General features: G+C 70.4%; 16 protein-coding genes. 8 read left to right on the top strand and 8 right to left on the bottom strand.

Translation table 11 applies throughout. The annotated features are described in order from the left end of the window. Nucleotides 1-120 precede the first annotated feature (120 nt). The 3 genes from ACFWTE_RS19250 to ACFWTE_RS19240 all read right to left on the bottom strand — a co-directional run bounded on the left by ACFWTE_RS19250 (nt 121) and on the right by ACFWTE_RS19240 (nt 4,322). On the bottom strand, nt 121-1,047 hold the full coding sequence (locus ACFWTE_RS19250) for a nitroreductase/quinone reductase family protein (protein WP_378780924.1): 927 nt from the start codon (nt 1,045-1,047) through the stop codon (nt 121-123). Nucleotides 1,048-1,490: 443 nt separating this feature from the next. After that, on the bottom strand, nt 1,491-3,527 hold the full coding sequence (locus ACFWTE_RS19245) for a serine/threonine protein kinase (protein ID WP_378780923.1): 2,037 nt from the start codon (nt 3,525-3,527) through the stop codon (nt 1,491-1,493). A 399-nt stretch (nt 3,528-3,926) separates the two neighbouring features. Next, nucleotides 3,927-4,322 carry an ArsR/SmtB family transcription factor gene (locus ACFWTE_RS19240; RefSeq protein ID WP_378780921.1) on the bottom strand — a complete coding sequence of 132 codons (396 nt, stop codon included), beginning with the start codon at nt 4,320-4,322 and terminating at the stop codon, nt 3,927-3,929. Nucleotides 4,323-4,506: 184 nt separating this feature from the next. Here ACFWTE_RS19240 and ACFWTE_RS19235 point away from each other — a divergent pair, with 184 nt between their 5' ends. Next, nucleotides 4,507-5,514, top strand: coding sequence for an LLM class flavin-dependent oxidoreductase (locus tag ACFWTE_RS19235; protein WP_378780920.1), 1,008 nt, complete (start codon nt 4,507-4,509; stop codon nt 5,512-5,514). 199 nt (nt 5,515-5,713) lie between these two features. Here ACFWTE_RS19235 and ACFWTE_RS19230 read toward each other — a convergent pair whose 3' ends face one another. Then, on the bottom strand, nt 5,714-6,877 hold the full coding sequence (locus ACFWTE_RS19230; RefSeq protein ID WP_378780919.1) for a TIGR04222 domain-containing membrane protein: 1,164 nt from the start codon (nt 6,875-6,877) through the stop codon (nt 5,714-5,716). A gap of 476 nt (nt 6,878-7,353) precedes the next feature. Between ACFWTE_RS19230 and ACFWTE_RS19225 the strand changes: the two genes are divergently transcribed. The 5 genes from ACFWTE_RS19225 (at nt 7,354) to ACFWTE_RS19205 (ending at nt 12,826) form a co-directional block, all read left to right on the top strand. Beyond that, nucleotides 7,354-7,569, top strand: coding sequence for a hypothetical protein (locus ACFWTE_RS19225; RefSeq protein ID WP_378780917.1), 216 nt, complete (start codon nt 7,354-7,356; stop codon nt 7,567-7,569). A 35-nt stretch (nt 7,570-7,604) separates the two neighbouring features. After that, a complete protein-coding gene (locus ACFWTE_RS19220) occupies nt 7,605-8,687 on the top strand; it encodes an OmpA family protein (RefSeq protein WP_378780916.1) in 1,083 nt (360 codons plus the stop codon). A gap of 13 nt (nt 8,688-8,700) precedes the next feature. Next, the gene (locus ACFWTE_RS19215; protein WP_378780914.1) at nt 8,701-9,225 is read left to right on the top strand and encodes a hypothetical protein; all 525 of its coding nucleotides are present in this window, start codon (nt 8,701-8,703) and stop codon (nt 9,223-9,225) included. A gap of 218 nt (nt 9,226-9,443) precedes the next feature. Beyond that, on the top strand, nt 9,444-9,947 hold the full coding sequence (locus ACFWTE_RS19210; protein ID WP_378780913.1) for a hypothetical protein: 504 nt from the start codon (nt 9,444-9,446) through the stop codon (nt 9,945-9,947). A 410-nt stretch (nt 9,948-10,357) separates the two neighbouring features. Beyond that, nucleotides 10,358-12,826 (top strand): glycosyltransferase family 4 protein, encoded by a 2,469-nt coding sequence (locus tag ACFWTE_RS19205; RefSeq protein ID WP_378780912.1) that lies wholly within the window; start codon nt 10,358-10,360, stop codon nt 12,824-12,826. A gap of 60 nt (nt 12,827-12,886) precedes the next feature. On the opposite strand, the gene ACFWTE_RS19200 is transcribed toward ACFWTE_RS19205, so the two are convergent. Then, nucleotides 12,887-13,861, bottom strand: a complete 975-nt coding sequence (locus ACFWTE_RS19200) for a hypothetical protein (RefSeq protein WP_378780911.1) — start codon at nt 13,859-13,861, stop codon at nt 12,887-12,889. A gap of 544 nt (nt 13,862-14,405) precedes the next feature. Here ACFWTE_RS19200 and ACFWTE_RS19195 point away from each other — a divergent pair. Both ACFWTE_RS19195 and ACFWTE_RS19190 read left to right on the top strand, forming a co-directional pair. Beyond that, nucleotides 14,406-15,500 (top strand): pilus assembly protein TadG-related protein, encoded by a 1,095-nt coding sequence (locus ACFWTE_RS19195; RefSeq protein WP_378780910.1) that lies wholly within the window; start codon nt 14,406-14,408, stop codon nt 15,498-15,500. Nucleotides 15,501-16,928: 1,428 nt separating this feature from the next. After that, nucleotides 16,929-17,954, top strand: coding sequence for a hypothetical protein (locus tag ACFWTE_RS19190; RefSeq protein WP_378780909.1), 1,026 nt, complete (start codon nt 16,929-16,931; stop codon nt 17,952-17,954). A 71-nt stretch (nt 17,955-18,025) separates the two neighbouring features. On the opposite strand, the gene ACFWTE_RS19185 is transcribed toward ACFWTE_RS19190, so the two are convergent. From ACFWTE_RS19185 to ACFWTE_RS19175, 3 genes are all read right to left on the bottom strand, one after another. Next, nucleotides 18,026-19,081, bottom strand: coding sequence for a polysaccharide lyase family 1 protein (locus tag ACFWTE_RS19185; RefSeq protein WP_378780908.1), 1,056 nt, complete (start codon nt 19,079-19,081; stop codon nt 18,026-18,028). Nucleotides 19,082-19,382: 301 nt separating this feature from the next. After that, a complete protein-coding gene (locus tag ACFWTE_RS19180; protein WP_378780906.1) occupies nt 19,383-21,092 on the bottom strand; it encodes an ABC transporter family substrate-binding protein in 1,710 nt (569 codons plus the stop codon). Nucleotides 21,093-21,165: 73 nt separating this feature from the next. Next, the gene (locus ACFWTE_RS19175; protein WP_378780905.1) at nt 21,166-23,370 is read right to left on the bottom strand and encodes a dipeptide ABC transporter ATP-binding protein; all 2,205 of its coding nucleotides are present in this window, start codon (nt 23,368-23,370) and stop codon (nt 21,166-21,168) included. Nucleotides 23,371-23,384: the final 14 nt, after the last annotated feature.

Here is a 23,384-nt window from a genome sequence, read left to right as displayed (position 1 = left end):
GCCCTCCCCGTGGTCGGGGAGGGACCCGTCCGGGGGGGTGAGGGGGCGCCCCGCGACGGTGGAAGCGGGCCCCCGCCGCTCAACCGCGGGCGCCACACCGCCGGCGGTGACGAACAGCGGTCAGGCGGGCCTGCTCGGAGGGAACGGAATCGCGGTCAGGACCGGGAACAGCGCGGACTCCTCGTAGTCCAGGTGCGCCTCCAGCTCCTCCGTCATCCGGGCCAGTTGGCGGCGGAACACCTCCGGGTCGGCGGTGGGGAGATCACCGAGCAGCGCCTCCAGCTCACCGCGGATCCGGTCCACGGTGCGGTGCTCCTCGGACAGCCTCCGCAGTGTCTCCTCCAGGTGCGGGTTCGCCTCCCCGAGGCCGGGGAACATCGTCTCCTCACTCGTGTGGTGGTAGTGCAGGGACTCGCAGAACGCCAGGCAGTACTGCCGCAGCTGGAGGTTGAGCCCGGGCTTCGGCTCCCCCGCCCCCTCCTGCCGGGCCGCGCGTTCCGCGAGGAAGGCGTCGGCCTCCACGCGGACGTCGCGGAGCTGGGCGCGCAGCCAGGTGTGGATCTCGACGAGCTTCTCCGCGAAGTTGGCGGCCTCGGAGGGAGCGGCGTCAGCGGTGCGCTCCAGCGCCACCACCGGCAGAACCCTGGCGGTCCCGGCCTGGTAGTCGCCGTAGCCGGGGACCAGGCGCACGATCTCGGCGAACAGCCGGTCCCGTTCCGCGCCCTCGGCCGGCACGGCCACGGCCGCGAACTCCTCGGCGCCCAGCTCCACGGTGACCACGGGGTGGGCGAGGACGTTGTGGTACCAGGCAGGGTGGCGGTCGGAGCCGCCGGCCGAACCGATGACCAGCAGTTTCCCCTCCACTCGGACGAACCCGAGCGGGGTGGTGTGCTCGTGCCCGGACCTGGCGCCCGTGGTGGTCAGGAGCAGTAGGTCGCCGCCCTCGAACATGCCGCCGACACGGCCGCCGTTGGCGCGGAACTCCTCCACGACCGGGATGTTGAAGTCACTGACGTGCGGTGCGGTCGGTACGTACGGATCTGTCACAGGTCTCCTCAGGGGTGTCGGGTGGGCGACCTTCCCCGGGATAACCCGCGCCAGACCGACGGCGGTGCACACGGGCGGGGCGCACGGCGGAGCACGCCGACGGACCGCCTCGGCGCACGGGCGCGCGGGAGGGCGGGTGAGGGTGACAGGGGCCCCGGGCAGGGCCGGGTGTCGGGGATCTCGGGGAGGTCGATCAACGCGTCCGGGCGTGGCTCAGGCCGACGCCGCACGGACTCCTAGGCGCGATGCATGGCGGGTACGCTCACGGTGCTCTCCTCGAAGAATCCAGGTGCCTCCATGCCCGCCGACCGGCCCACTGCTCATGGTCGGGGCACGCGACACGGCGGTGAGCCTACCCGAAGGGGCGGGGCCGGGTCCACCGGAAGGGGTGGGACAGCCGTAGGGGTGGGGCTTCCCGGTCGGCCCGGCCCTGGGGGCGCCGTTCAGTAGGAGACCGGGGAGGGGGCCTCGGGCTCCGGGGGCCGGACGTCGGCCGGGTCGGGGACTTGCAGGTCCGGTTCCCCGTTCAGCTCCACGAACGTGTACTGCGTGTACCACCGCTCCACCGGGACGGCGGGGGCGAGGAACGACGGCGGTGCCTCCTGGGAGACGGGGCGCCCGTTGAGGAAGCGGCCGCCGTCCGAGGCCCCTTCGGTGGCGAAGGACAGCGGGACGCCGTCCTCCGTGGCCACGAGCACGAACCGGGTCGCCTCCCGCGCGTCCGCGTCCGAGGTCCGGAAATCGCCCTCCACGCGGACCGCAGGCACCTCCTCGGGCACACCGCCCGCGAGATGGCCGTAGGCGTCCTCCGCGGGCCCGGGTGCTCTGAAGACCGTGTCGGCCTCTCCGGTGACGGTCCCGCTCTCGACCGCGCGGACCAGCGGCCCGACGACCTCCTCCGGGCTGAACACCGCAGCTTTCGCCGGGTGGTCCGGCCCGGCCTCGTACCAGGTGGCGGCGCCGCCCCAGGCGGTGCCCTCACCGCGCAGCAGGTCCCCGTCCACCATCATCAGGTCGCTGGTGCGGGCCCCGCTGACGGTGCTGCTCCAGCGGAGCGCGTCCGGCGGCCCGGACCGGTGGAGCACCCGGTCGAACAGGGTCGGAACGGCGGCGGTGTCCGTGGGAGGGGGTTGACCGTAGCCCTCGCCGTTCCCCGCGTGTGTGAGCACGGTGAGCTCGAAGGCCTCCGCGGCGAGGAACGTGTCGAGCGAGGCCGACACCAGGTCCGCGCCGGAGAGCGGCGGGGGCTCCTCCTGCGGCTCCGGGCCGGGTCCCTCCGCGTCCTCCGCCGCGGTGGTGCCGGTGTCCTCCGCCAAGGCCTCCATGAGCAGGTATCCGCCGCCGAGCGCCACCGCGGCGAACACGCTCGCGGCGGCGGCGAGGGCGATGATCCGGCCCGGCCGCCGACCTCGGCCGCGGCGCGCGCCGGTGCCCGGACCCGTGCCGCCGGGGCCCAAGCCGCCCGGGTCCTCCCCGGCCCCGCCGCGGCGCCGGCGTGTCCGCCCGCGTGTCGCCTCGGGCCCCTGTCCGGAGAGTGCCCTGCCCGCGGCGAGCCACTCCTCGGGGCTGTGCCGACCGGTGCCGACGTGCGGCCAGTGGGCGTGGACGAGGCCGCGCAGCCGGTCGGCCCACACCTCTCGGGTGGCGTCGTCCTCGACCCCCGCCAGCAGCAGGCACTCCAGGTATGCCTCCTCCGCCGGGGGCCGCCGTGCGGGGTCCGGCGACAGGGCGCGGCCCAGGAGGTCCCGCAGCTCTCCGGGGACCGCGGACAGGTCGACCGGCTCCTCGCGGGCGCGGCGGGCCATCTCGGGGAGGAGAGCGCCCTGGCCGAAGGGCGGCCGACCGGTGGCGGCGAACGCCACCAGGCACGCCCACGAGAACACGTCCGAGGCGGGGCCCGGCCGCTCCCCGGCGTAGCGCTCCGGGGCCAGCCAACCGGGTCCGCCCGCGGTCGTGGGTGCGTCGCCGTCGTCCAGCAGGCGTGCGATCCCGTGGTCGACCAGCCGGGGGCCGCCGGGGGTGACGATGACGTTGCCGGGCCTGACGTCCCCGTGGGGGACGCCCGCCGCGTGCACCGAGGCGAGGGCCTCGGCGGTTCCCGCCGCGAGGACCAGGAGCACGGCCCCGGCCAGCGGCCCGGTCCCGTGCACATGGCGGGCGAGGTCGGGGCCGGGGACGTAGGGGGTCGCCGACCAGGGGCGCCCGTGGAGGCTCCCGCCGTCCTCGGCCCCGACCAGGCACACGCCCCGTCCTCCGCGGAGCAGGGCGACCTCGCGGTCCGCTCCCGCGGCCTCGGCCCACCGGGCGTGGGCGACCTTGAGCGCGACGGGATCCCCGCCCGGCGACACGGCGGCATGGACGGTGCCCACGTCGTCGTCACCGAGGCGGCCGATCAGCCGGTGACCGCCGACCTCCGCCGGGTCGTCGCCGACCAGGGGGTGGACGTGCGGTGGAAGCGGGGTAGGCGGGCTGGATGCCATGGGGGGCGCTTTCCACTCTCCTGGGCCGCCGACGCGGCGTCCGAATCGCCCCGCCAGGACCCATGGGTACGTGAATCTACTGCATACAGAGCGTACATTCCCAGGTGCGCTCGGGGTTCGGTTCCGTCCACGGCCCTGCGTCCTCACGGCGACCGGGCACGGACCGCGGCGGCTGAGGGCCTGATCGCCGCGGAGCGCCGATCAGGCGGGCTGCGGGGTGGGGAACGGCGTCGTCCCCGGCAGCGGGCCCGCCCGGCCCCGGCCGGAGGGGGACCCCTCCGACGGCCTCCGACGCAGCCGGGCGCAACCTCTGACACGGACCACGACCGTCGCCTACTGTGTGAAGCGCAGCGCCCAGCCACGGCTACCGTCCGGCCGTGACTGGGCGCTGACCTGCTCTCATGTGGCCGTTGGGACCGGTGAGCCAACAGTGTCGCCGTGGTCCTGTTGGGGCCCCGGCTCCTTCGCCGCCCTGATGACGGCGGCGTCCCGGCACGCCAGCACCGACTCCAGCAGCCCCGGGAACCGCCCCTCCAGCTCGTCGCCGCGCAGGGAGATGAAGCACCGCGTCCCCGCGGTGCGGTTCTGCACCAGACCGGCGTTGCGCAGGATCTTCAGGTGGTGGCTCAGCGTCGACTGGGCGATGGGCAGGTCGATGTCCTTCCACGCCTGCTCACCCTCCATCGCGGCGAGCATCCGCACGATCCGCAGACGGGTCGGCTCGGCCAGCGCGGAGAGCACCGTCACCAGTTCCACGTCGTTGAGGGCGGGGTGCTCCTGCTCCCTGGGAGCCAAGGCGGTCCTCCTCGTACGGAGCCTGGCCGACGACCAGACGGGATTTGGCTCATGGACAGTCGCGAGTGTACCTTCGTAATTCGATGTTCGTCGAACATCGAACGCGCAGACAGGCTGGGGACACCGACCCTCCCGCCCCGGCCCTGCCGCAGGAACCGCTACGCAGCAGGGGAAGAGGGCAACCATGTCCACCATCGCGCTGTCCGTGCTCGACCACGCCAGCATCGCCGAGGGGTCCACCCCCGGCCAGGCACTCCGTTCCGCCCGGGAACTCGCCCAGCACGCGGAACGCTTCGGCTACAAGCGCTTCTGGCTGTCCGAGCACCACAACATGCAGGCCATCGCCAGCGCCGCCACGTCCGTCTCCCTGGGGTTCATCGCCGAGGGCACGTCCAGCATCCGGGTCGGCGCGGGCGGCATCATGCTCCCCAACCACTCGCCGCTCGTCATCGCCGAGCAGTTCGGCACCCTGGAGTCCCTCTACCCGGGCAGGGTCGACCTCGGCCTGGGCCGCGCGCCCGGCACCGACCCGCGCACCATGGCGGCGCTGCGCCGCGACCACAGCGCCTCCTCGACGTTCCCCAGCGACGTACAGGAACTCCAGGCGTTCTTCGAGCCCGCCGAACCCGATCAGCCGGTCCGCGCCATCCCCGGCGAAGGCCTGCGGGTCCCGCTGTGGATCCTCGGGTCGAGCCTCTTCGGCGCCCAGCTCGGCGCGCAGCTCGGCCTGCCGTACGCGTTCGCCTCGCACTTCGCGCCCGACGCCCTGTACGAGGCCCTCAAGGCCTACCGGGCAGGCTTTCGCCCCTCCGCCCAGCTGGAGGAGCCCTACGTCATGGCCGGGGTGAACGCCTTCGTCGCCGACACCGACGAGGAGGCCCGCCAGCTGTTCACGACCATGCAGCAGGCGTTCCTGGGAACCCTGCGCGGCGCCCGCGGACGGCTCCGCCCGCCGGTCGAGAGCCTCGACACCGCATGGCGTCCCGGGGAGAAGGAACGACTGGACCACATGCTTCGTTACTCGTTCGTGGGCTCCCCCGAAACCGTCCGCGAGAAGCTCGAACTGTTCGTCGCTGACACGGGTGTGGACGAGCTGATGGTGTCGTCGATGATCTACGACCAGGCGGCTCGCCTGCGCTCGTTCGAGCTGCTGGCGGGGGTTGCCGAACTCCGACGTCCGGAACAGGGCTGACCCACATCCCGAGCCGGGAACCGGTCAAGGGTGGCGGCGCCGATCTGCGGGCAGGCAGTGGCGCCGCCTTCCCGGTGAAGGCACGCCGGGCGGGGCTCTACGAGAGCCCCGCCCGGCGTTCGTTCCTGCGCCCTGCACCACGGGGGCTTCGGCCCGCGGCCGACCAGGTCGGTCGGGAGGCGGGCAGTCGGGAAGCGGCTCAGTCGCCCCCGCCTCCACCGCCGCCGTCTCCCCCTCCGCCGCCGGAATCACCGCCGGAGTCTCCCCCACCGCCCCAGCCACCCCAGCCGCCACCGGAGCCGCTGTCTCCGGTGTCGCCGAAACCGCCGTTCCAGCCGTCGCCCGAACCGCCACCGCTGCCCGGGCCGCTGTCGTTCGACGAGCCGCCCTGGCAGAGGTCGGCCAACTCGCACAGGGCGTCGGGGTCCACCAGCCCCTCACCTCCACCCGCGTCACCGTGGCCGCCCGCCCCGGCGTTCACCGCGGTGAGGGCGGGTGACTCGTCGGCGGACACGGGCCCGGTGGAACGACGGGCGCCGGCCCTGCCACGCAGCGCACGGAAACCGGTGACCGCCGTGTGCCGGACCGCCTCGTCCCGCGGCATCCTGCCCCCGGACCCGACGGGCGCGACCCCGTAGCGCTCCCTGGCCCGCTCGACGACCTCGTCGCCCGCCGCGGTGGTGGGTAGGACGGCCGGGCCGCCGGTCGCCCCCAGGACAGCGTTCGCGACCAGCAGGAGGGCCGAGGCGGCGAGGCCCCCGGCGAGGGCTACCACAGCGGCACCGACCGGCTCCACCAGGAAGAGCACGCCCGCGCCGGCCCCGGCGACCAGCAGGGAGAGGATCTGCCCGCCCCGGATCGTCCTCGGAAGCCTCTTCCGGGTCTCCAGAACCGCGCGGACCTCCCGGGAGTCCACGATCAGACGCGCCTGGGCCAGCTCCTGCCGGAGCTGCTTGATGCCGCGGCCCGTCACCACCCGGCGCACCAGTTCCCGGGCACTGACCCCGACACGCTTCTTGAACGCCTTCACCAGGACGCGCCGTACGGGGTCCTTCTCATGCGCGTAGGGCTTGTTGGGGCCGACGAGGGTGAAGAAGCCTTTGGCGGCCTGGCTGCGGATGCGCTCGCTCAGGAACGCGTCAACGATCGCCGTCTCCCCCACCCGTACCGGCCCCCCGACGAGGAAGGCCAGCGTGTTCGGGCTCAACTCGTCCGGATCGGGGACGGTGCCCGGCCGGGAGCTTTCACCGATCGCTGCCCGGAGCACGAGATGGCCGCGCACGACCCGGAGAAGCGGGACGACCCCGACCACGAGACCCGCAACCAACCCCACCACCAGGGGGAGAACCAAGCTGCCGTCCAATCCCGCCGCCTTTCCGCGCCCGTGTCAGGTTCACGGTCCTCACCAGCCGTCCCGGTCGGGACAGGGCACCAATCCAACACCACGCGGTTCCGGCGCACACGAGGTGGTCTGGCATGACACACCCGGCCATGACATGCCCACGGACCGCGTGCGATCATGGTCACCCGACGAGCACTCATCGTGACCTCTCTGGCAGCGCGGACGTGAACCACCGAATCTCCGTACAACGGCATCCACCTGGGCCGGCATCGAGCCCTGTGGACAGTGTGTGGCCCCGTGCCCCAGAGGGAATCCTGAAGAAAGATGGCCACATCCGGCCAGGGCGCGGGGCGACACCCGAGCCCGTGTCGGATAGTGGTTTCGCGGGGACACGCAGAACCCGCACGCCCACCTCCGGTGGACCCCCACCCCTGGTTCACCAGCGCAGAGCCGCAGCAAGGCGGCACCCTCAGCCCTCTCCCCAAGGAGTCAGATCCATGAACAGCCTGAACAGGTTCTGGGTGGCGCTCAGCACCTGGCTGGTAGCACCCCCCAAGAGGGACGACAAGGGCGCCGGGATCGTCGAGTACGCCGCCATCCTCATCCTCGTCGCGGCCATCGCGGTCGCGGTTTTCGCGCTTGGTCTTCCCGGGCGGATCAGCGATGGAATTGGGGCGGCCATCACTTCAGTCCTCCAAGGACCGACTGAATAAAAGGGTCTAGCGGCAATCTCCCCAGACCACGAGCAATGAGAAAAAGCATCAGCAGAGAAAATGGGTCAATCTTGACCATCTTATCCCCAGCTTCTCAAGAACGAGGCACAGCGAACCCCTTCAGGTCAGGCGCGATACTGGCAGTTCCCCTTCTCCTGGTCACAGGATGCGTTGTCGGGTCAGACAACACCGCGCCCAACGAAGGAGATCTCAACACCAGCCTCCCAGGCCAAACACCTTCCCCAGGAGACACCGATGAGCGGAGCACTATAGCCAGTAGCATCACCTCGGCGACAAGCATCGGACAGGACTTTCGTATCGATGTCTTTGCACTGGAGAACGTTGGAGAAGGAAGACTGAGACTCCGGATGGGAGTCACAAATACGTCTGGATCAGATTTTCTTCTCTATAGCGGCCTGGGCGTACCCGATGAACCACAAGTCGCGAGTGGTGTCACACTTCTAGACGCAGAAAACAACAAGAGACACCTCAACTATGAGCAGAGCAATGGCTCCTGCTTTTGCTCCTCCACCGAAGCAAACATCGGCGGCGGGGAAACCGTCGACATGTGGATCATCTACCCAGCCCCACCGGCCGAAGTAGATTCCATGACCCTCACTACCCCTTTAACCCCACCCATACTTGACATCCCCATCAGTGAATCTTCCGAAACTGTCGAGAATACAGGCCTTTCCGAACCGAGGGTAATTGATCTCGTAACCATTTCGGATGACCTCGGGGATCAAACAGGCAGGACCGAGAGCGGTGATGAAGTCAGCATCATCCTCTCCTCCGACGTACTGTTCGAAACAAATAGCGCAAACCTCAGCACTGAAGCCGAAGCAATTCTCGAACAAGTGGCCACCGAAATCGATGATGCGACTTCCGAGGACGTCATGATTGATGGCTACGCTGACAACACCGGAACAGACAGCATCAACCTTCCACTTTCCCAAGAGCGCGCCGAAGCCGTAGAGGAAGTTCTCTCCGACCTGACCGCCAGAAATGGAGTATCCTTCGAGGTCGAGGGGCACGGGTCCAGTGACCCTATCGCCAGTAATGACACCGAAGAAGGACGTGAACGCAACCGCCGAGTCAGCGTCACGTTCGCGAAGTAAGCGAGGAGAACTCGTGAAGAATGTCTCTCAAACCTTCAGCCTCATGGCCATCCTTGCACTCACTTCGATGGTGCTTCCTTCTGGCGCGAGTGCTCTTGCCTCCCCACAATCATCTGATCTCGAATCACTGGGCACAAGTTCCGGAACTTCAGATGAGTCAAGGTCACTCACCTCAGAGGTCCATCGAGTGGAGCGTGATGAATCCCAGAAGCTTATTTCTGTGACGTGGAGCATCGAGAACTCTGGAGACGAACAAGTTTCCATGTTGTGGTTACGCGACCGCTCTTATTCCTACTCCGGACAGAACTTTGCGGGCATTACTGCTCTTGACTCTGATGCGGACACCAGATATCACCCGGTCATGGACGGCGAGGGGGCCTGCCTTTGCTCCGGCAGTATTTCCAACGATCTCGTACAGAATCTGAACAGCGGTGACAAGGTTGCCTACTGGTCCATGTTCTCAGTACCAAGTGACATCGACTCGATAACCATCGAAATTCCGAACTTCGATCCGATCGAGGATGTTCCGATCTCTTGAGCCCCTGCCCCCTTCCTTTCCTTGGACACCCGTAGGAGACGGCGTTGCCCACCCCTCACCGCCCCATCCCCGGAGGCAGTCGGCGGCCCTCCCCCAGCGGACCGACCGGTCGCTCAGGCGAGAGCCAAGGGCCGCCCCGTGTCCGGTCCTGGTCCGGGCGCGTGTCCCGCCGACTCGGCATCCCCGCTCGAAGATCCGTGGGGGACCAGGGCGCGGCGATGGTCGAGCTCGCAGCTGTCACCGTCCTGGCGGCGGCGATCATGGTCGCGGTCTACCAGCTCGAACTGAGCCAGACCTTCAACAGCGGGGTCCGTCAGATGGTCTGTCTGGTCGAGGGACCCGGCTGCGGCGACGAGACCTGGGTCGAAGCCGACCGGCCGGAGGAACCCGAACAGTACGAGTGGGACGGTGACGATCCGACCGCCACGGAGAACCAGAGCCTCGCGATGGGCATGGCCGCGGACGCGGGGTGGTCCAACAACGAGTGGAACTGCCTGAGCAGCCTGTGGGGCACCATCTCCAACTGGGACCACACGGTTGTCAACACCGAGACCGGCGCCAACGGTATCGCCGGTTTCAATCCGGCGAGGCACGGCTCCATGCCCAACGGTTACATGGAGAGCCCGTCGACGCAGATCTCCTGGGGGTTGGCCTACATCGGTGACGCGTACGGTTCGCCGTGTGCCGCCTTCGCCTCGTGGGAGGGTTCGAACACCTACTGACCGGTGTTCCCTGGCCCGCCGCCGGGGCTGTGCAACCCTTCCCTGTCCTGGGAGGTTCCCCGACGTGGGACCCGCTGCGTGGACCGCGTGTGGGGCCGATCCGGCCGGCACCCGTCGGCCACGTGCTCCCCGGGTTCCGGCCTGCTGCCCCCTCCGCTCCGCGGGGAGGGGTCCTCGTGCGTTCCCCCCTTCTCGCCCTCGACTGAGTTGAGTGCAAAGCCCTCACATCGACCGGCAAACCTTCAGACAGCAATCCGACATAAAGCACTTTTCTGCCACAAAAGCCCCATAGCCTGAGCGTTCATTCCCCACGCCTTCCCCTGTCGGGGGTTCGGACCGGCGTGGACGACGGGTGCCGGCGCCGCCCCGCGTGGCACAGCGCGGAGCAGCGCCGAGAACACGGGGGGCCAGTGAAGATCGCCTATCTGATCAATGACATGTACGGCATCGGTGGCACCGTCCGAACCGTCGCCAACCAGGCGGCGGCCCTGTCGGCACGGCACGAGGTCGAGATCGTCTCGGTGTTCCGGCACCGCGCCGAACCTGCCCTGCCCGTGCCCGCCCAGGTGCGTCTGCGTCCCCTTGTCGACGTGCGCCAGGAGAGGCGGGGCAGCGGCACCGGGGAGGAGGGCCGCCCGCTGTACGAGGGGTCGGACCGGGCCGGGCTGCCACCTCTGCTCTTTCCCGCGGAGGACTCCCGCGGATCCACGCACAGCCGGCTCACGGACGATCGGTTGGAGGAGTACCTGGCGACCACCGACGCCGACGTGGTCGTGGGGACCCGGCCCGGCCTGAACGTGGTGATCGCCCGTGCCGCGCCCAGCCGGGTGGTGAAGGTGGGACAGGAGCACCTGACCTACGACCAGCACTCCGAACCGCTGCGCCGGGTGCTGGAGGCCGAGTACCCCCACCTGGACGCGTTCGTGACGGTGACCGAGGCGGACGCGCGCACGTACGCGGCGCGGATGCCGATGCCGGGGGTGCGGCTGCTGTCCATTCCGAACTCGGTTCCCGCTCCGCCGTTCACCACCAACGGACACAACACCCGGACGATCGTGGCCGCCGGGCGGCTCGCGCCGAGCAAACGGCACGACCTGCTCGTTCAGGCGTTCTCCATGGTCAGCGACGAGTTCCCCGAGTGGACGCTCCGTATTTACGGGCGCGGCAACAAGCGTGCCGCCCTGGTTCGGCTGGTGCGTTCGCTGGGGCTCCAGGACCGGGTGTGGCTGATGGGCCCGCACCCGCGCGTGGAGGAGGCCTGGGCCCAGGGGGCGTTCGCCGCGGCCACCTCCAGTGAGGAGCCGTTCGGGATGACCATCGTCGAGGCCATGCGGTCGGGGCTGCCCGTGGTGAGCACCGACTGCCCGCACGGCCCGGCGTCCATCATCCGCGACCGCGAGGACGGGCTACTGGTGCCCAACCGCTCGGCCCCGGGCATCGCCGGGGGGTTGGCCGAACTGATGTCCGACGACGGGCTCCGCCGCCGGATGTCGTCGGCCGCCCTCCTGGACTCCGAGCGGTTCGACCCGTCCAACGTGGTGCGCCTGCACGAGGAGCTGTTCGCCGAGCTGGCCGGCCGGACGCTGCCCGCGTCGGTGCCCCTGGTACCCGCTCCCCGGCCGGAGCCGCCCGCCGCGTGCCGGGTGCGTGCCGGTGACGACGGCTTGGCGGTTCTGTCCTTCACGAACCCTCCCGACCAGGTCGTCCTGGTGTGCCCGGGGCAGCGGATCGCCCTGTCCCCGGACGGGAAGGGCGACGTGGTGGTGGACGCCGAGCGGGACCAGCTCGCCGCGCGTACGTGGGAGGTGTCCCGGGTCGACGGCGACCGGGTGACCCCTGTGCAGGACGTCGTGATCCACCAGTACGGGTACCCGTTGGCGGCCGACAGCGTTCGACGACTCGCCCTGGTGGTGCCCGCCCGTTCCGGGAAGGGCCGCCTGGTCCTGCACGTGCGCCGGTCCGCTCACCACGCGGAGGTGGAGCACGTGGAGGTCGCCGACGGGCTGATCACCGTGCAGGGACGCGTCCTGGGTCGGACGCGGCCGGACGCGCTCGCCCGGCTGGCCGTGCGGCTGCGGGAGGCGCCGCGGGCCCTGCGGGAGTTCTCCGCGCCGGTGGCGGAGGACGGCCTCTTCACCGCGGTGATCGATCCCGAGGCGGTGGTGCACGGGCGGCACGGGGAGCCGGAGAAGTGGGAGATGCGCCTGGTCCTGTCCGACGGTGCCGAGTGCACCCTGGGGCGGCACCTACCCGGGGTGGTCGGCTACAAGAAGATCATCGAGTACCCGGCGCAGCGGGTGCAGCTCGCCCACGGGGCCGGTTCCCGGGTGCGGCCGTACTACACGGTCAACGACCGTCTGGGGCTGGTGACGTCCCCGTTGGCGCCGGCTCTGGAGGTCGGCGAGGCCCGGGTGCGTCCGACCGGGCGCCACGGGCAGCTGTTGCGGTTCGAGGTGCGGTTGGAGTCCCCGCTGCCGGAGGGTGCGGAGTACGCCGTGGAGGTGGTGGGCGGTACCGACGCGGGCCTGCGATTCCCGCTGCGCGCCGGGGCCCCTCGGCGCGGACCCCGCCCGGCCCGGGGCGCACCCCGGGCCGGGGGCGGGGGTTTTCGCCTCGTGGGCACCCTGCCGCTGCTCCGCCGTACCGAGTACGGCGGTGGGTCCGTGGTGCGTGCCACCTGGGAGCTGCGGCTCCTGGTGGGACCGGCGGGTGCGATGGGCCGGGTGGGGGCCAAGGCCGTCCCCGGGCACACGGCCCGTCGCTGGAGCCACGGGCCGTACCTCCGTTCGGTGACCGTGATGCCGTTGGAGTCGGGCGACCTCAAGGTCACCGTCGCCGATGTGCACCTGTGGGGTGCGGTCGACCGCCGTCTCCGCTGACGCCGGCCGACGCCGCGCCGCGGCCCTCTCGCGGCCGTCCTCCCGGTGCCGCCGCCGGGGTTACTGCTGCCCGTCCGCGCGGAGCAGGCTCTGAGCGGCGCTCAGGCGGTCCAGGAGCCAGTCCGGGAGGTGGTCGGCGCTGCGGGGAAAGTACTGCATGTCCTGGTGGAAGCTGCGGGGATCGGGGTCCACGTCGAACTCCGGCAGGTTCTGGTGGTCGAAGTGGACCCCGATCTCCCGGGACTCCTGGATCGTGAGGCGGGCGGTGAACCACGTGCCCTTGCCCGGCTGGTACATGCCGGTCCTCAGGCGGCCGAGGAGACGGCCCACCTCGGGCAGGAGGAGGTCCCACTGCGTCCCGCCCTCCGGCCTGCGCACGCTCACCCTCGACGAGGACAGGCCGACGAGCCCCTTGTAGTCGACGACGATCTCGCTCCACTCGCCCCACACGGACTCGATCGTGCGGTCGCCGATCTCCTGGACGGTGTCCATCATCTCCTCGGGGGACATGTCCCCGGGGGCGATCCGGGTCTCGCGTGTGACGCGCGCGCTGCGGAACACGCTCCAGGGGGAGGCGCTCTCCGACGTGTCGGGCACCCTCTCCCCCTCCAGTTTCTCCATGAGCCAGTCGGGGACGTGTTCGTCGTCGCGGGGGAAGTACTCGAGGTCGAGCAGGTAGTCGGCGGCGTCCCGGGGCTCGTCGAAGTAGGGCTCGTTGTCGTAGTCGTACCGGACCCGGTGCCCTCCGGCCCGCTCGACCTCGTAGTAGGCCGTGTACCAGGTGCCCCTCCCCTGGGCGTACATGCCGGAACGCACGTCCCGCAGGACCTCCAGGACCGCCAGCGGCGGTACCCACCCGGTACTTCGGCCCTCCTCGAACATCACCTCGAAGTGGGCCGACTCGACGTCGGCCAGCCCCGAGTACACGAGCCGGAACTTGACCCAGTCGTCGGGGGCCGTCCGCAGCAGGTCCGCTCCCACACCGCGGAGGGACTCGTCCTGTTCGACGGGCGTCATCGCTTTTCGGGCGCTCATGTTCTCGCCTTCTAGTTGCCCCGTATGTGGCACATGGAGTTCTTGAGTGGATGGCCGCGAGGATGGCGAAGTGCCCCCTCGCCCGGCTCCCGGACGGTGTCCATCCTCCCGTGTGGGATCCGATTCTGGTCGAACACACGACAGAAACACCGCACGAATGCGGAGGAAGCTCGATTTCCACCCCATGTGCACCCGATGGTGCGGCGTGGTACTCAGGCCGCTTTTCCTTCTTCACCAGGCCAAGCGCCGTGAAACGGAAGGGCTGTCGGGTGTGGACTCGCGTTCCTGCCGGTGGCCAGGTGTGGACACGCCTCCGCCGATCCGGACCCCGCAACAAGGACGAAAACCTCACCTTGCGACACACGGAACCCGGTCCCGTCCACAGGCCCCTACCGATCACGGGCAAGCCCGGATAAGCTGCGCCGGGCAGAGTGACTGTCCGGAAGTGGTCACACGTTCACCACACGCGACGTCCTCCCGGCCCCTCGAACGCCCGCTCCCGCTCCCCGCCCCCACGGGGGAGGCCCCCACCCACGGAAAACACATGGGACTGCGACGGACCCTCCGCTCCACCGGCCCCGCCCGGAGGCGGCCCCTCCTGGGCCGCCGCGACGACGGCCAGGCCAACACCCTGCTCCTCTTCGGGCTCACCCTGGCCCTGCTGGCGCTCACCCTGCTGTTCGTCCGGGTCGGTGCCGCCAACGACATGCGTTCCCAGGTCCAGACGGCCGCCGACGCCGCCGCGCTGGCCGCTGTCGGGGCCCTCCAGAACGAGGCCGCGCGGGAGATGGTCGACGGCGGCATCCCGTACCCGTGGTTCGACGAGGAGGTCGCCGAGGGGCGCGCCGACGAGTACGCGCGGGCCAACGGGGCGGTCCTGACCGACATCCGCGCCAGCGACAACAGCCTCGGACGGTACGGCAACATCGTGCGGGTCGAGGTGCGCGGCGCCGTCTGCCAGAAAGAGCTGGAGGAGGACGGCTCCCGCCACTGGAACGACGTGGTGTGCGACGGGACCGAGGACGAGACCAACACCGTGGTCGGCAACGCGTCGGCCATCGCGATCGTCCGGGTCCCCCACGACTGCGGTGTGAACGGCGGCGTCATGGACTGCGGCGGCGGACCGGTCACCGACGTCGAGTCCGCCAAGCGCCTGGTCGACGTGCACCTGGTGGACCAGGAGGGCCGGTACAGGTTCGACCCCGACTCGTTCTTCGGAGGCGGCGCGGTGGTGAACTGCTCGTCGCTGGGTTCCCTCCACCCCGCGATGTGCACGGTGCACAACATCCTCCAGGAGGAGTTCGGCGGGTTCTACATCTCCGCGGGCGGTCAGCGCGGGGAGGAGGGCAGCGACCACAACACCGGCGAGGCGATCGACTACATGATGGTGTCGGACATGGGGGCTGTTCCTACCCCGGAGATGCACCGGACCGCCGTCACGGTGATCAACTGGATCATCCCCCGGGCCTCGGAGCTGAAGGTCAAGGGCCTGATCTACGACCACCACATCTGGAACGCGGACCGGGACCCGGTGGGCCCCTGGGAGAGCGTGCGCCGCTTCCAACAGGACACCGGCAACAACACGCTGGACCACGTCGACCACATCCACCTGGCGGCGGGCGACGGGAGCATGCGGTAGGACGGGGCCGCAGGAGCTCCGCCGACCGGGCCCGGTGTCGCCCGCCGCGTGCGGGCCACGGCCCCGCGCGGGGCCGTCCACAGGTACCGGTTCCCTCTTGTCCCTCCTCCGGGCACGGCCCAACCTGGAGGTATGACAGTCCGTGAGAACGTCCTCCCCGACCGCCCCCTCCCGCTCCGTCCCCTCCCGCTCCGCGCCCCTGTCCCGGTGCCGGGCCTGATCCGGACCACGACCGCCACCGGTGGCCTCACCGGTCCCGTGCGGGGCGCGGACCCACCGCCCGCCCGGCGTCCACCCCACCCGGACGCGGTGGCACGTGCCGGTCGCGCCGATCACGGGCACCGGCGGAGCCCCGGATGTCACCCACCAGGAGATTCCGGAGTACGCCGACCCGGGGGACCGCTCCTCCCCCGGTGCCCCGGCCCGCGATCGCGTCCGCTGCGCCGCGATGCGGCCCGAAGTCTGGGAGATGGCCCCCGTCAGCGCCCGCGACCTCCAGGGGCGCCCCGAGCGCCCTGAGTGCCTGAGCGCCCGCCCGCGCAGCCTCCGCCATCGCCCCCACAACCCCACACCACCCGGCCAGCGAGAGGCGACGGACCATGGACCGAGGCAACGCCCTGCTGGAGTACGTGGCCCTGTTGGTCGCGGTGTCCATCGTGGTGGCGGTCACGGTGCAGGGTCCCCTGGAGAGGCTGCCCGGGGTACTGCGCGGCGCCGTGCACGCGGCGCTGGGGCAGGGCCGGGAGCAACCACCGGAGGAGGTCGCCGCCCCCGCCCTCGACCGGTCCGGTGGGGGGACGGCCGGGGGGAGCGGTATCGACGGTCCGGGCGCCCCCGGCGGCGGCGGGGACGCCACCGGGTCGGACCATAACGACGAGGCCACAATCGGCCACGAACGCCCACCGGACGGTCACTGGACGCTGGATCCTGTGGCCGCGGCCGAAGCCGTCCTGCGCTGCTCCCGGGGCACCCTGGTTCCCGCCCCGGTGGCACGCGTGGACTGTGCCCTGGCGCTCCTAGGGCTGCTGGAATCGGAGGTACTCGAAGCGACCGTTCTCCGCCTGGAAGCCGATGAGCTGCACGAACTCTTCCTGAGCCGATCGTTCACCGCGACCGGGGCGGCACGGGTCGCGGTCCGGCTGCTGTGGGACCACGCGTCGGAGGAGACGCTGCGGAGGCTGTCGCAGACCCGCACCTTCGGTTTCCTGGAGCCCGTGCTGGAGTCTCCCCACCTCGACTGGGTGCTCCGGTTCGCCGACTCGGGAGGCGATTACGTGCATGCGACCATCGAACAGAACACTGCGTCACCGCGTCGTACCCCCCGTACGCGCAACTCACCGACGCCAGATGACGATGCTGCGCCGCCACCCCCCGCGATCTCCTGGTGGCCGCGTTCCGATTCGCAGAAACGAGGCCCCGGCCGTGTCGATGCCGTCGATACCGCACACCTCCGGCTCCGAGACCCCGCACGAGGAGGGGGGAGAACGCCCCAACTGGTTGGTGTCCGTGCTCGTGGTCGTGGCCTGCCTCGCCGTGATCGCCAGCGGATGGGGGGTGGCCCGTCTCACGGTGGGTTCGCCCCTCCGGCCCCTGGAGATCGCGGACGGACCCGAGTCGCGACCGCCCCGGACGGGCTTTTCCACCTCGGGGGCCGACCCCGAGGACGCCGAATCCTACGTCGCGGGCGCCGCCGCCCTGGTGGAGGATTCCTCCGCCTTCCACGTCACCTTCACCGTCCACGACGGCGCCCCCGCCCTGGAGGGGCCCCAGTCCCCGGACGACCGGGCGGACCCGGCGGAACAGGAGGCCCAGGGCGGCCAGGAAGCCCCGGAGGTCCCGGAACAGGAGCGGAGGGAGCCCGGGGGCGTGCCCGTCTCCGGGGGCCTCTCCGAGGGCGGTCGCAGCGTCGGCACGCCGACCTTCGACGGCACGCCCTCCGGGGCGGCGGTGTACCCGGACGTGGCGGCCGGGCGCGGCCGCGTCATGTACGACGCCACGGCCGAGCCGGAGTTCGACCACTTCTTCACCACGTTGGAAGGGCAGAGCGTGTACCGCTACGACGTGGGCGACGGACAGCTCATGATGACGGCGGACCGGGGGCTGAAGCTCCTGGACCCCCCGACCGAGGCGGACGGCTACCTGTGTTCGCGGGGGTTCGGCTCGGCCAAGCTGCACGAAATCCTCGACACCGGGTCCGACCTGTCCCTGGTCGGGTCGGAGGAGGTGGAGCTGCGGTGGCCGGGCCAGCGGAGCAGCCACAGCGCGTACCTCTACACGGGCACCTTCTCCGGCAAGGTCGGAGGCTACGACACCGACAGCGGGGCCAACACCCTCACACTCGTGCGGGACGCCCGGTTCGAGCTGTGGATCGACGAACAGGGGTACCCGCGCAGGCTCGACTACCGCACACCTGAGGGTTTCGGGGAAACCTACGAGTACCACTCGTTCAGCTGAGGCTTCCGTCGGGGCACGGGTCTGCAGCGGACCGGGACAGGGCCGGTCCCACGCTCCGGGTTCCTGCCTGGCTAGGGGGCGTCGGACCCTGCCCCTTCGGCCACCACGTCGGGAACCGTGGAGGTGTCGTCCAGCTCGTAGGCGTAGGGCGGGTCGGGGACGGCGCCGCGCAGGTCCGGTTGGGCGGAGTCGACCAGCAGGTTGTCGCGGGTGACGACGTTGCCCGGTTCCTCCTCCTCCGGCGCGACCGAGAGGGGGGTGCCGTCGAAGTAGTTGCCCTCCACCAGGACGTTCGCGTCATGGGTGGACCGCACCCCGTACTCGGGGTTGGCGCGGTAGTAGTTGTTGAACACGTGCACGTGGTCGGCGAACCGGGCGCTCGGGTGACGGCCGGAGGTGCCGTCGAAGTAGTTGTGGTGCACGGTCACACGGAGGGCGCCGGGCCCGTCGTCACCACCTCCGATGCTGATCGCCGACTCGGCGTCGCGGAAGTGGTTCCAGGACAGGGTGACGTTGTCGGCGCCTTCGGTGACGGTGATCAGGGCGTCGTCGTCCCCGCCCCCGGTGAGGGTGGAGCCGTCCACCCACACGTGGTGCGCTCCTCCTCGGACCGCCACGGCGGTTCCGTCCGCCTCCAGCCCCAGGTTGGCCAGGATGACGTTGCTGGAGCCGTCCACGACCAGTCGGCCTCCGGTGAGCTCGACGCCCTCTCCCACCCCCACGAGGGTCTTGTCGGAGCCGACCTCCATCGCCCCGTCCAGGTCGATGCTGCCGCTGACCTCGATGGTGAGGGGTTCCTCGTCGGACAGGTGGTCGGCGAGCTCGTCGGTGTCGGACGCGGTGACGGTCTCGCCGTCCGCGCCGCCGACGACGCCGGGGTGGTCCTCGCCGTCGCGTTGCAGGGGCTCGCCCGCCCAGCCGACCGGGGTCCCGAACGGGTTCTCCTCGACGGGATCCTCCGAGGGCGGGGGACTCGACTCGTCGGCCTCCTCCGTAGGAGGTTCGACGGCCGCGTCGGCGGGGGGGTCGGCGGCGTCCCGTGGGTCCTCCTCCTGGCTTGCGCAGGAGGCGAGGGAGGCGCAGAGGAGCGCCGCCGCGGTCGCGGCGAGGATGGGGTGAGGTCTCATCGAGAGCTTTCCAGCGAGCGGGACACGGGGGGTGGTGCGGGGGTGGGGGTTGCACCCCCGACCCTGCCACAGCGGGGTTCGGAGTCCCAACCCAGGGCCCGGATGTTCCTTGTGCGCAGGCCTTCCAGCCCTGGCGCGGCCCGTGTGCGCGGCGCCGCCCGTGCGCCGTCGGCCCCGGCACGGTCCGGGCACGGTCCGGGCACGGCGAAGGGCGCCGACCCCCTCGCGGGGACCGGCGCCCTGGTAGCCGCAGTCGCTCGGACCAGCGGCTGTTCGGCGCCGCGGGCGATGCGTCAGGAGGCTACTCGGCGAGCCAGCCGATGTCCTCGTAGACGTAGTTGCCGGCGACGCCGTAGGCGCCCCAGTTGCGCAGGTTCTCGTCCATGGCGTACAGGCCGGGACGCTCGAACATCGGGATGGTGAGGACCTCGTCCCAGATGGCGGTGTCGATCTGGTTGGCGATCTCGGCGTAGCGGTCCGGGTCGGTCTCCTGGGCCAGCTCCTCGTAGAGGTCGTTGATCTCCTGGGTGGAGTGGAAGCTGTGGTTGTTGCCCCAGTCCTCGCCCTCCTCGTCGTAGGGGCCGCTGTAGTTGCCCTCGGAGTCGGTGGGGTAGGGGTTGGAGCCGGTCAGGACGTAGCTGGCCATCTCGTAGTTGCCGGGGACGATGTAGTCCGAGAACAGGGCGTTGCCGGGGACGTTCTGGACGTCCACCTCGACGCCGATCTCGGCGAGCATCTCGCGGGCGATGTCGCCCTCGTCCTTGGCCAGCTGCATGTCCTCGGAGGCGACCCAGCCGAGGCTCAGCGTGTCGCCCGCCTCGTTGGTGCGGAACTCGGCACCGTCCTCCAGGGTCCAGCCGGCCTCGTCGAGCAGCGCGCCCGCGGCCTCGGGGTCGTAGGTGCCGACCGGGTCGCTGTTGTCCTGGTACCCGTTCTGGCTGGAGCGGAGCAGGCGGTTGACCTCGCCGGTGATGGGCCAGTCCACGGCGCCCAGGGCCACCTCGGCCATGGTGTCGCGGTTGACGGCCATGGAGATGGCCTGGCGGACGTTCTTGTCCTGGAGCGTCTCGCTGCCGGCGTTCAGCGAGATGAACCGGTAGGCGTTGTCGACGGCGCGGGTGAAGTAGGTGCCCTCGCGGTCCTTCAGGAGCTCCCACGCGGCGGCGTCGTAGCCCAGGTAGAAGGCGTCGATCTCACCGTTGTTGAACGCGGTCGCCTGGCCGTCGATGGCCACGTTGGCGAAGATGATCTCGTCCAGCATGGCGGGATCGCCCCACCAGTCCTCGTTCTTCGTCACCGTGATGCGCTGGGTGACGTCGTCGAACTCGGGGTCCGCGAACGGGCCTGCGGTGACGGGGATCTCACCGTCGTAGCCCTCCGCGAAGAGCTCCTCGTCCTCCATGTACTCCTTGGGGTACACGATGTCGAAGAGGGCGGGCCAGTCGGCGTAGGGCTGGGAGAACTTGAGGGTGAAGGAGTACTCGTCCTCGCCCTGCTCGACCTCCTCGATCCACTTGTAGCCGGTGTCGGAGCCGACCTCGAACTCGCCGTCGCGCTCACCTTTTCGGGTGATGACCTGGGCCTCGTAGTCCTCCCAGGTGATGGGCTCACCGTCGGACCAGACCGCGTCGGGGTTGAGGGTGTAGGAGACCTCCAGGCCGTCGTCGCTGACCCCGTACTCAAGGACGTAGTCCTCGTTGGGGGCGAAACCGCCCTGGTCGTCGAAGCGGGTGGGGGTCGGCAGGAGGGCGCCCACGACGCGGCGGACGTCTGCCTTGTTGCCCTGGACGTGCACCATGTTGTGCTGTTCTTCGTACTCGCTGAGGGACCACACGAAGGTGCCGCCCTCCTGCAGGTCCTCGCGCGGTGCGGCGTTGAGGTCGGACGCGGCCAGCGCGGCGACCTCGTCCCGCGCGGCATCCGTGTCGTTTCCGTCGTCGCTGCTGCAGGCGCTGGCGACCATCACCAGGGCCGCGACGGGGGCGAGGTAACGCGCCTTCCCGATTCGCATGGGGATTCCTCCTATGGGGGTGGTTCTGCCAGCGCGCGGGGCGGCGCTGGCCGTGCCTTGGCCGGCCGGGGGATCAGACGACCTCGCGCCGTTCCGCGTAGTGGCAGGCGGCGCCCTGGTCTCCTCCGTTGGTGGCGAGGATCTGTGGTTCGACGTTCACGCACTTCTCCTGTTGGGGGTCGGAGAGGGTGGTGAACTTCTGGCACCTGGTCCGGAACCTGCAACCCGAGGGCGGGTTGGCGGGACTGGGCAGGTCTCCGTCCAGGACGATGTGGGTGCGGGCGCGTTCCTTCTCCGGGTCGGGGACCGGGATGGCGGACAGCAGCGCCTGGGTGTAGGGGTGTGCGGGACTGGAGTAGACGGACTGGGTGTCGCCGATCTCCACGATCCGGCCCAGGTACATGACGGCCACGCGGTCGGCGATGTGCCGGACCACGGACAGGTCGTGCGCCACGAACAGGTAGGACAGACCCAACCTGGCCTGGAGTTCCTCCAGGAGGTTGACGACGCCGGCCTGGATGGACACGTCGAGCGCGGACACGGGCTCGTCGAGGACCAGCAGCTTGGGCTCCAGTGCCAGGGCCCGCGCGATGCCGATGCGCTGGCGCTGGCCTCCGGAGAACTCCGACGGGAAGCGGGTGGCGTGCTCCAGGTTGAGGCCGACCAGCTCGATGAGCTCGTAGACCCGCCGGGTGACCTCGGCTGTGCCCGTCCCGTGGGCCCGCAGGGGTTCGGCGATGATGTCGAACACCGGCATACGGGGGTCCAGGGAGCTCATGGGGTCCTGGAAGACGATCTGCATGTCGCGTCGCAGCGCGAACCGCCCGCTCCTGTTGAGCGCGGACACGTCCTTGTCCATGACGGTGACGGAGCCGCTCTGGGGCTTCTCCAGGTCCATGATCTGCATGAGGGTGGTGGACTTGCCGCAGCCGGACTCGCCGACGAGCGCGAGGGTCTCGCCCTCGCGGATGTCGAAATCGATGCCGTCCACCGCGTAGACCGTGCCGACGCGCCGTTTGAACACCATGCCCTTGTTGAGCGCGTGGTGTTTGACCAGCCCCTCGACCCTCAGCATCTCGGGCCGGTCCTCGCGGGGGATACCGGCGACGGGGACCTCGGGGATCTCGGGCACGGGGTAGATGTCCTGGGCGGTCCAGGCGTTGGCGGCGATCTCACCGGAGCGGATGCACGCCACCCGCTGCACACCGGTGTCGTGGACCGCGGTGCTGCCGGGAACGGACCCGGCCTCGACGCGGGTGCGGCGGATGGTGCCGGTGTCGGGCTGGGAGCCGATGGCGAGCAGGTCGGGCTCGGCGGCCTCGCACTCGGGCTGCGCGATGGGGCAGCGCGGCGCGAAGGGGCAGCCGGGCGGCAGGTGGGACAGTGACGGCGGGGTGCCCTTGATGGGGACGAGGGCGCCCTGGCGGTCCAGGTCCATGCGGGGGACGGCACCGAGCAGGCCCATGGTGTAGGGCATGCGGCTGTTGTAGTAGATCTCGTCGACGGTGCCGATCTCGACGGGGCGTCCCGCGTACATGACCAGGACGCGGTCGACGAAGCCGGCGACCACTCCCAGGTCGTGGGTGATCATCACGATGGCCGCGCCGGTCTCGGTCCGGGCGGTGCGCAGCAGGTCGAGGATCTGGGCCTGGATGGTGACGTCGAGCGCCGTGGTGGGCTCGTCGCAGATGATGACGTCGGGGTTGTTGGCCATGGCCATGGCGATCATGACGCGTTGGCGCATGCCGCCGGAGAACTCGTGGGGGAAGGACCGGTAGCGCTGCGCGGCGTTGGGGATGCCGACGAGGTCGAGGAGTTCGACGGCCCGGTCGCGCGCCTTGGCCTTGGGGGTCTTGGGGTCGTGGACCAGGACGGCCTCGGCGAGCTGGTCACCGACGGTGTAGACCGGGGTGAGGCCGGAGAGCGGGTCCTGGAAGACCATGGAGATGACCTTGCCGCGTTTGGCGGCCATGGCCCGGTCGTCCAGCCCGAGGATCTCCTCGCCGTGCAGCAGGACCGAGCCGGTGATCTTGGCGTGCTCGGGCAGCAGGCCCATGGCGGCCATGGAGGAGACGGACTTGCCGGAGCCGGACTCGCCGACGATGCCCAGCACCTCTCCCCTCCTCACGGCGTAGCTGACGCCGCGGACGGCGTGCACGTCGGGGTTGCCGCCGAACCCCGGGAAGGTGACGGTGAGGTCGGTGACCTCCAGGACGGGGCTGTCCGCGGACCGCTCGTCGCGGGTGACGTCAGTGGCGGCGACCGTTTCGGTGCTCATGTGTTGCTGTCCCC

Source organism: Nocardiopsis sp. NPDC058631 (genome assembly GCF_042716955.1).
In the GTDB taxonomy this organism is placed as follows: Bacteria; Actinomycetota; Actinomycetes; order Streptosporangiales; family Streptosporangiaceae; genus Nocardiopsis.
This window is presented reverse-complemented; position numbering and strand designations above follow the sequence as displayed.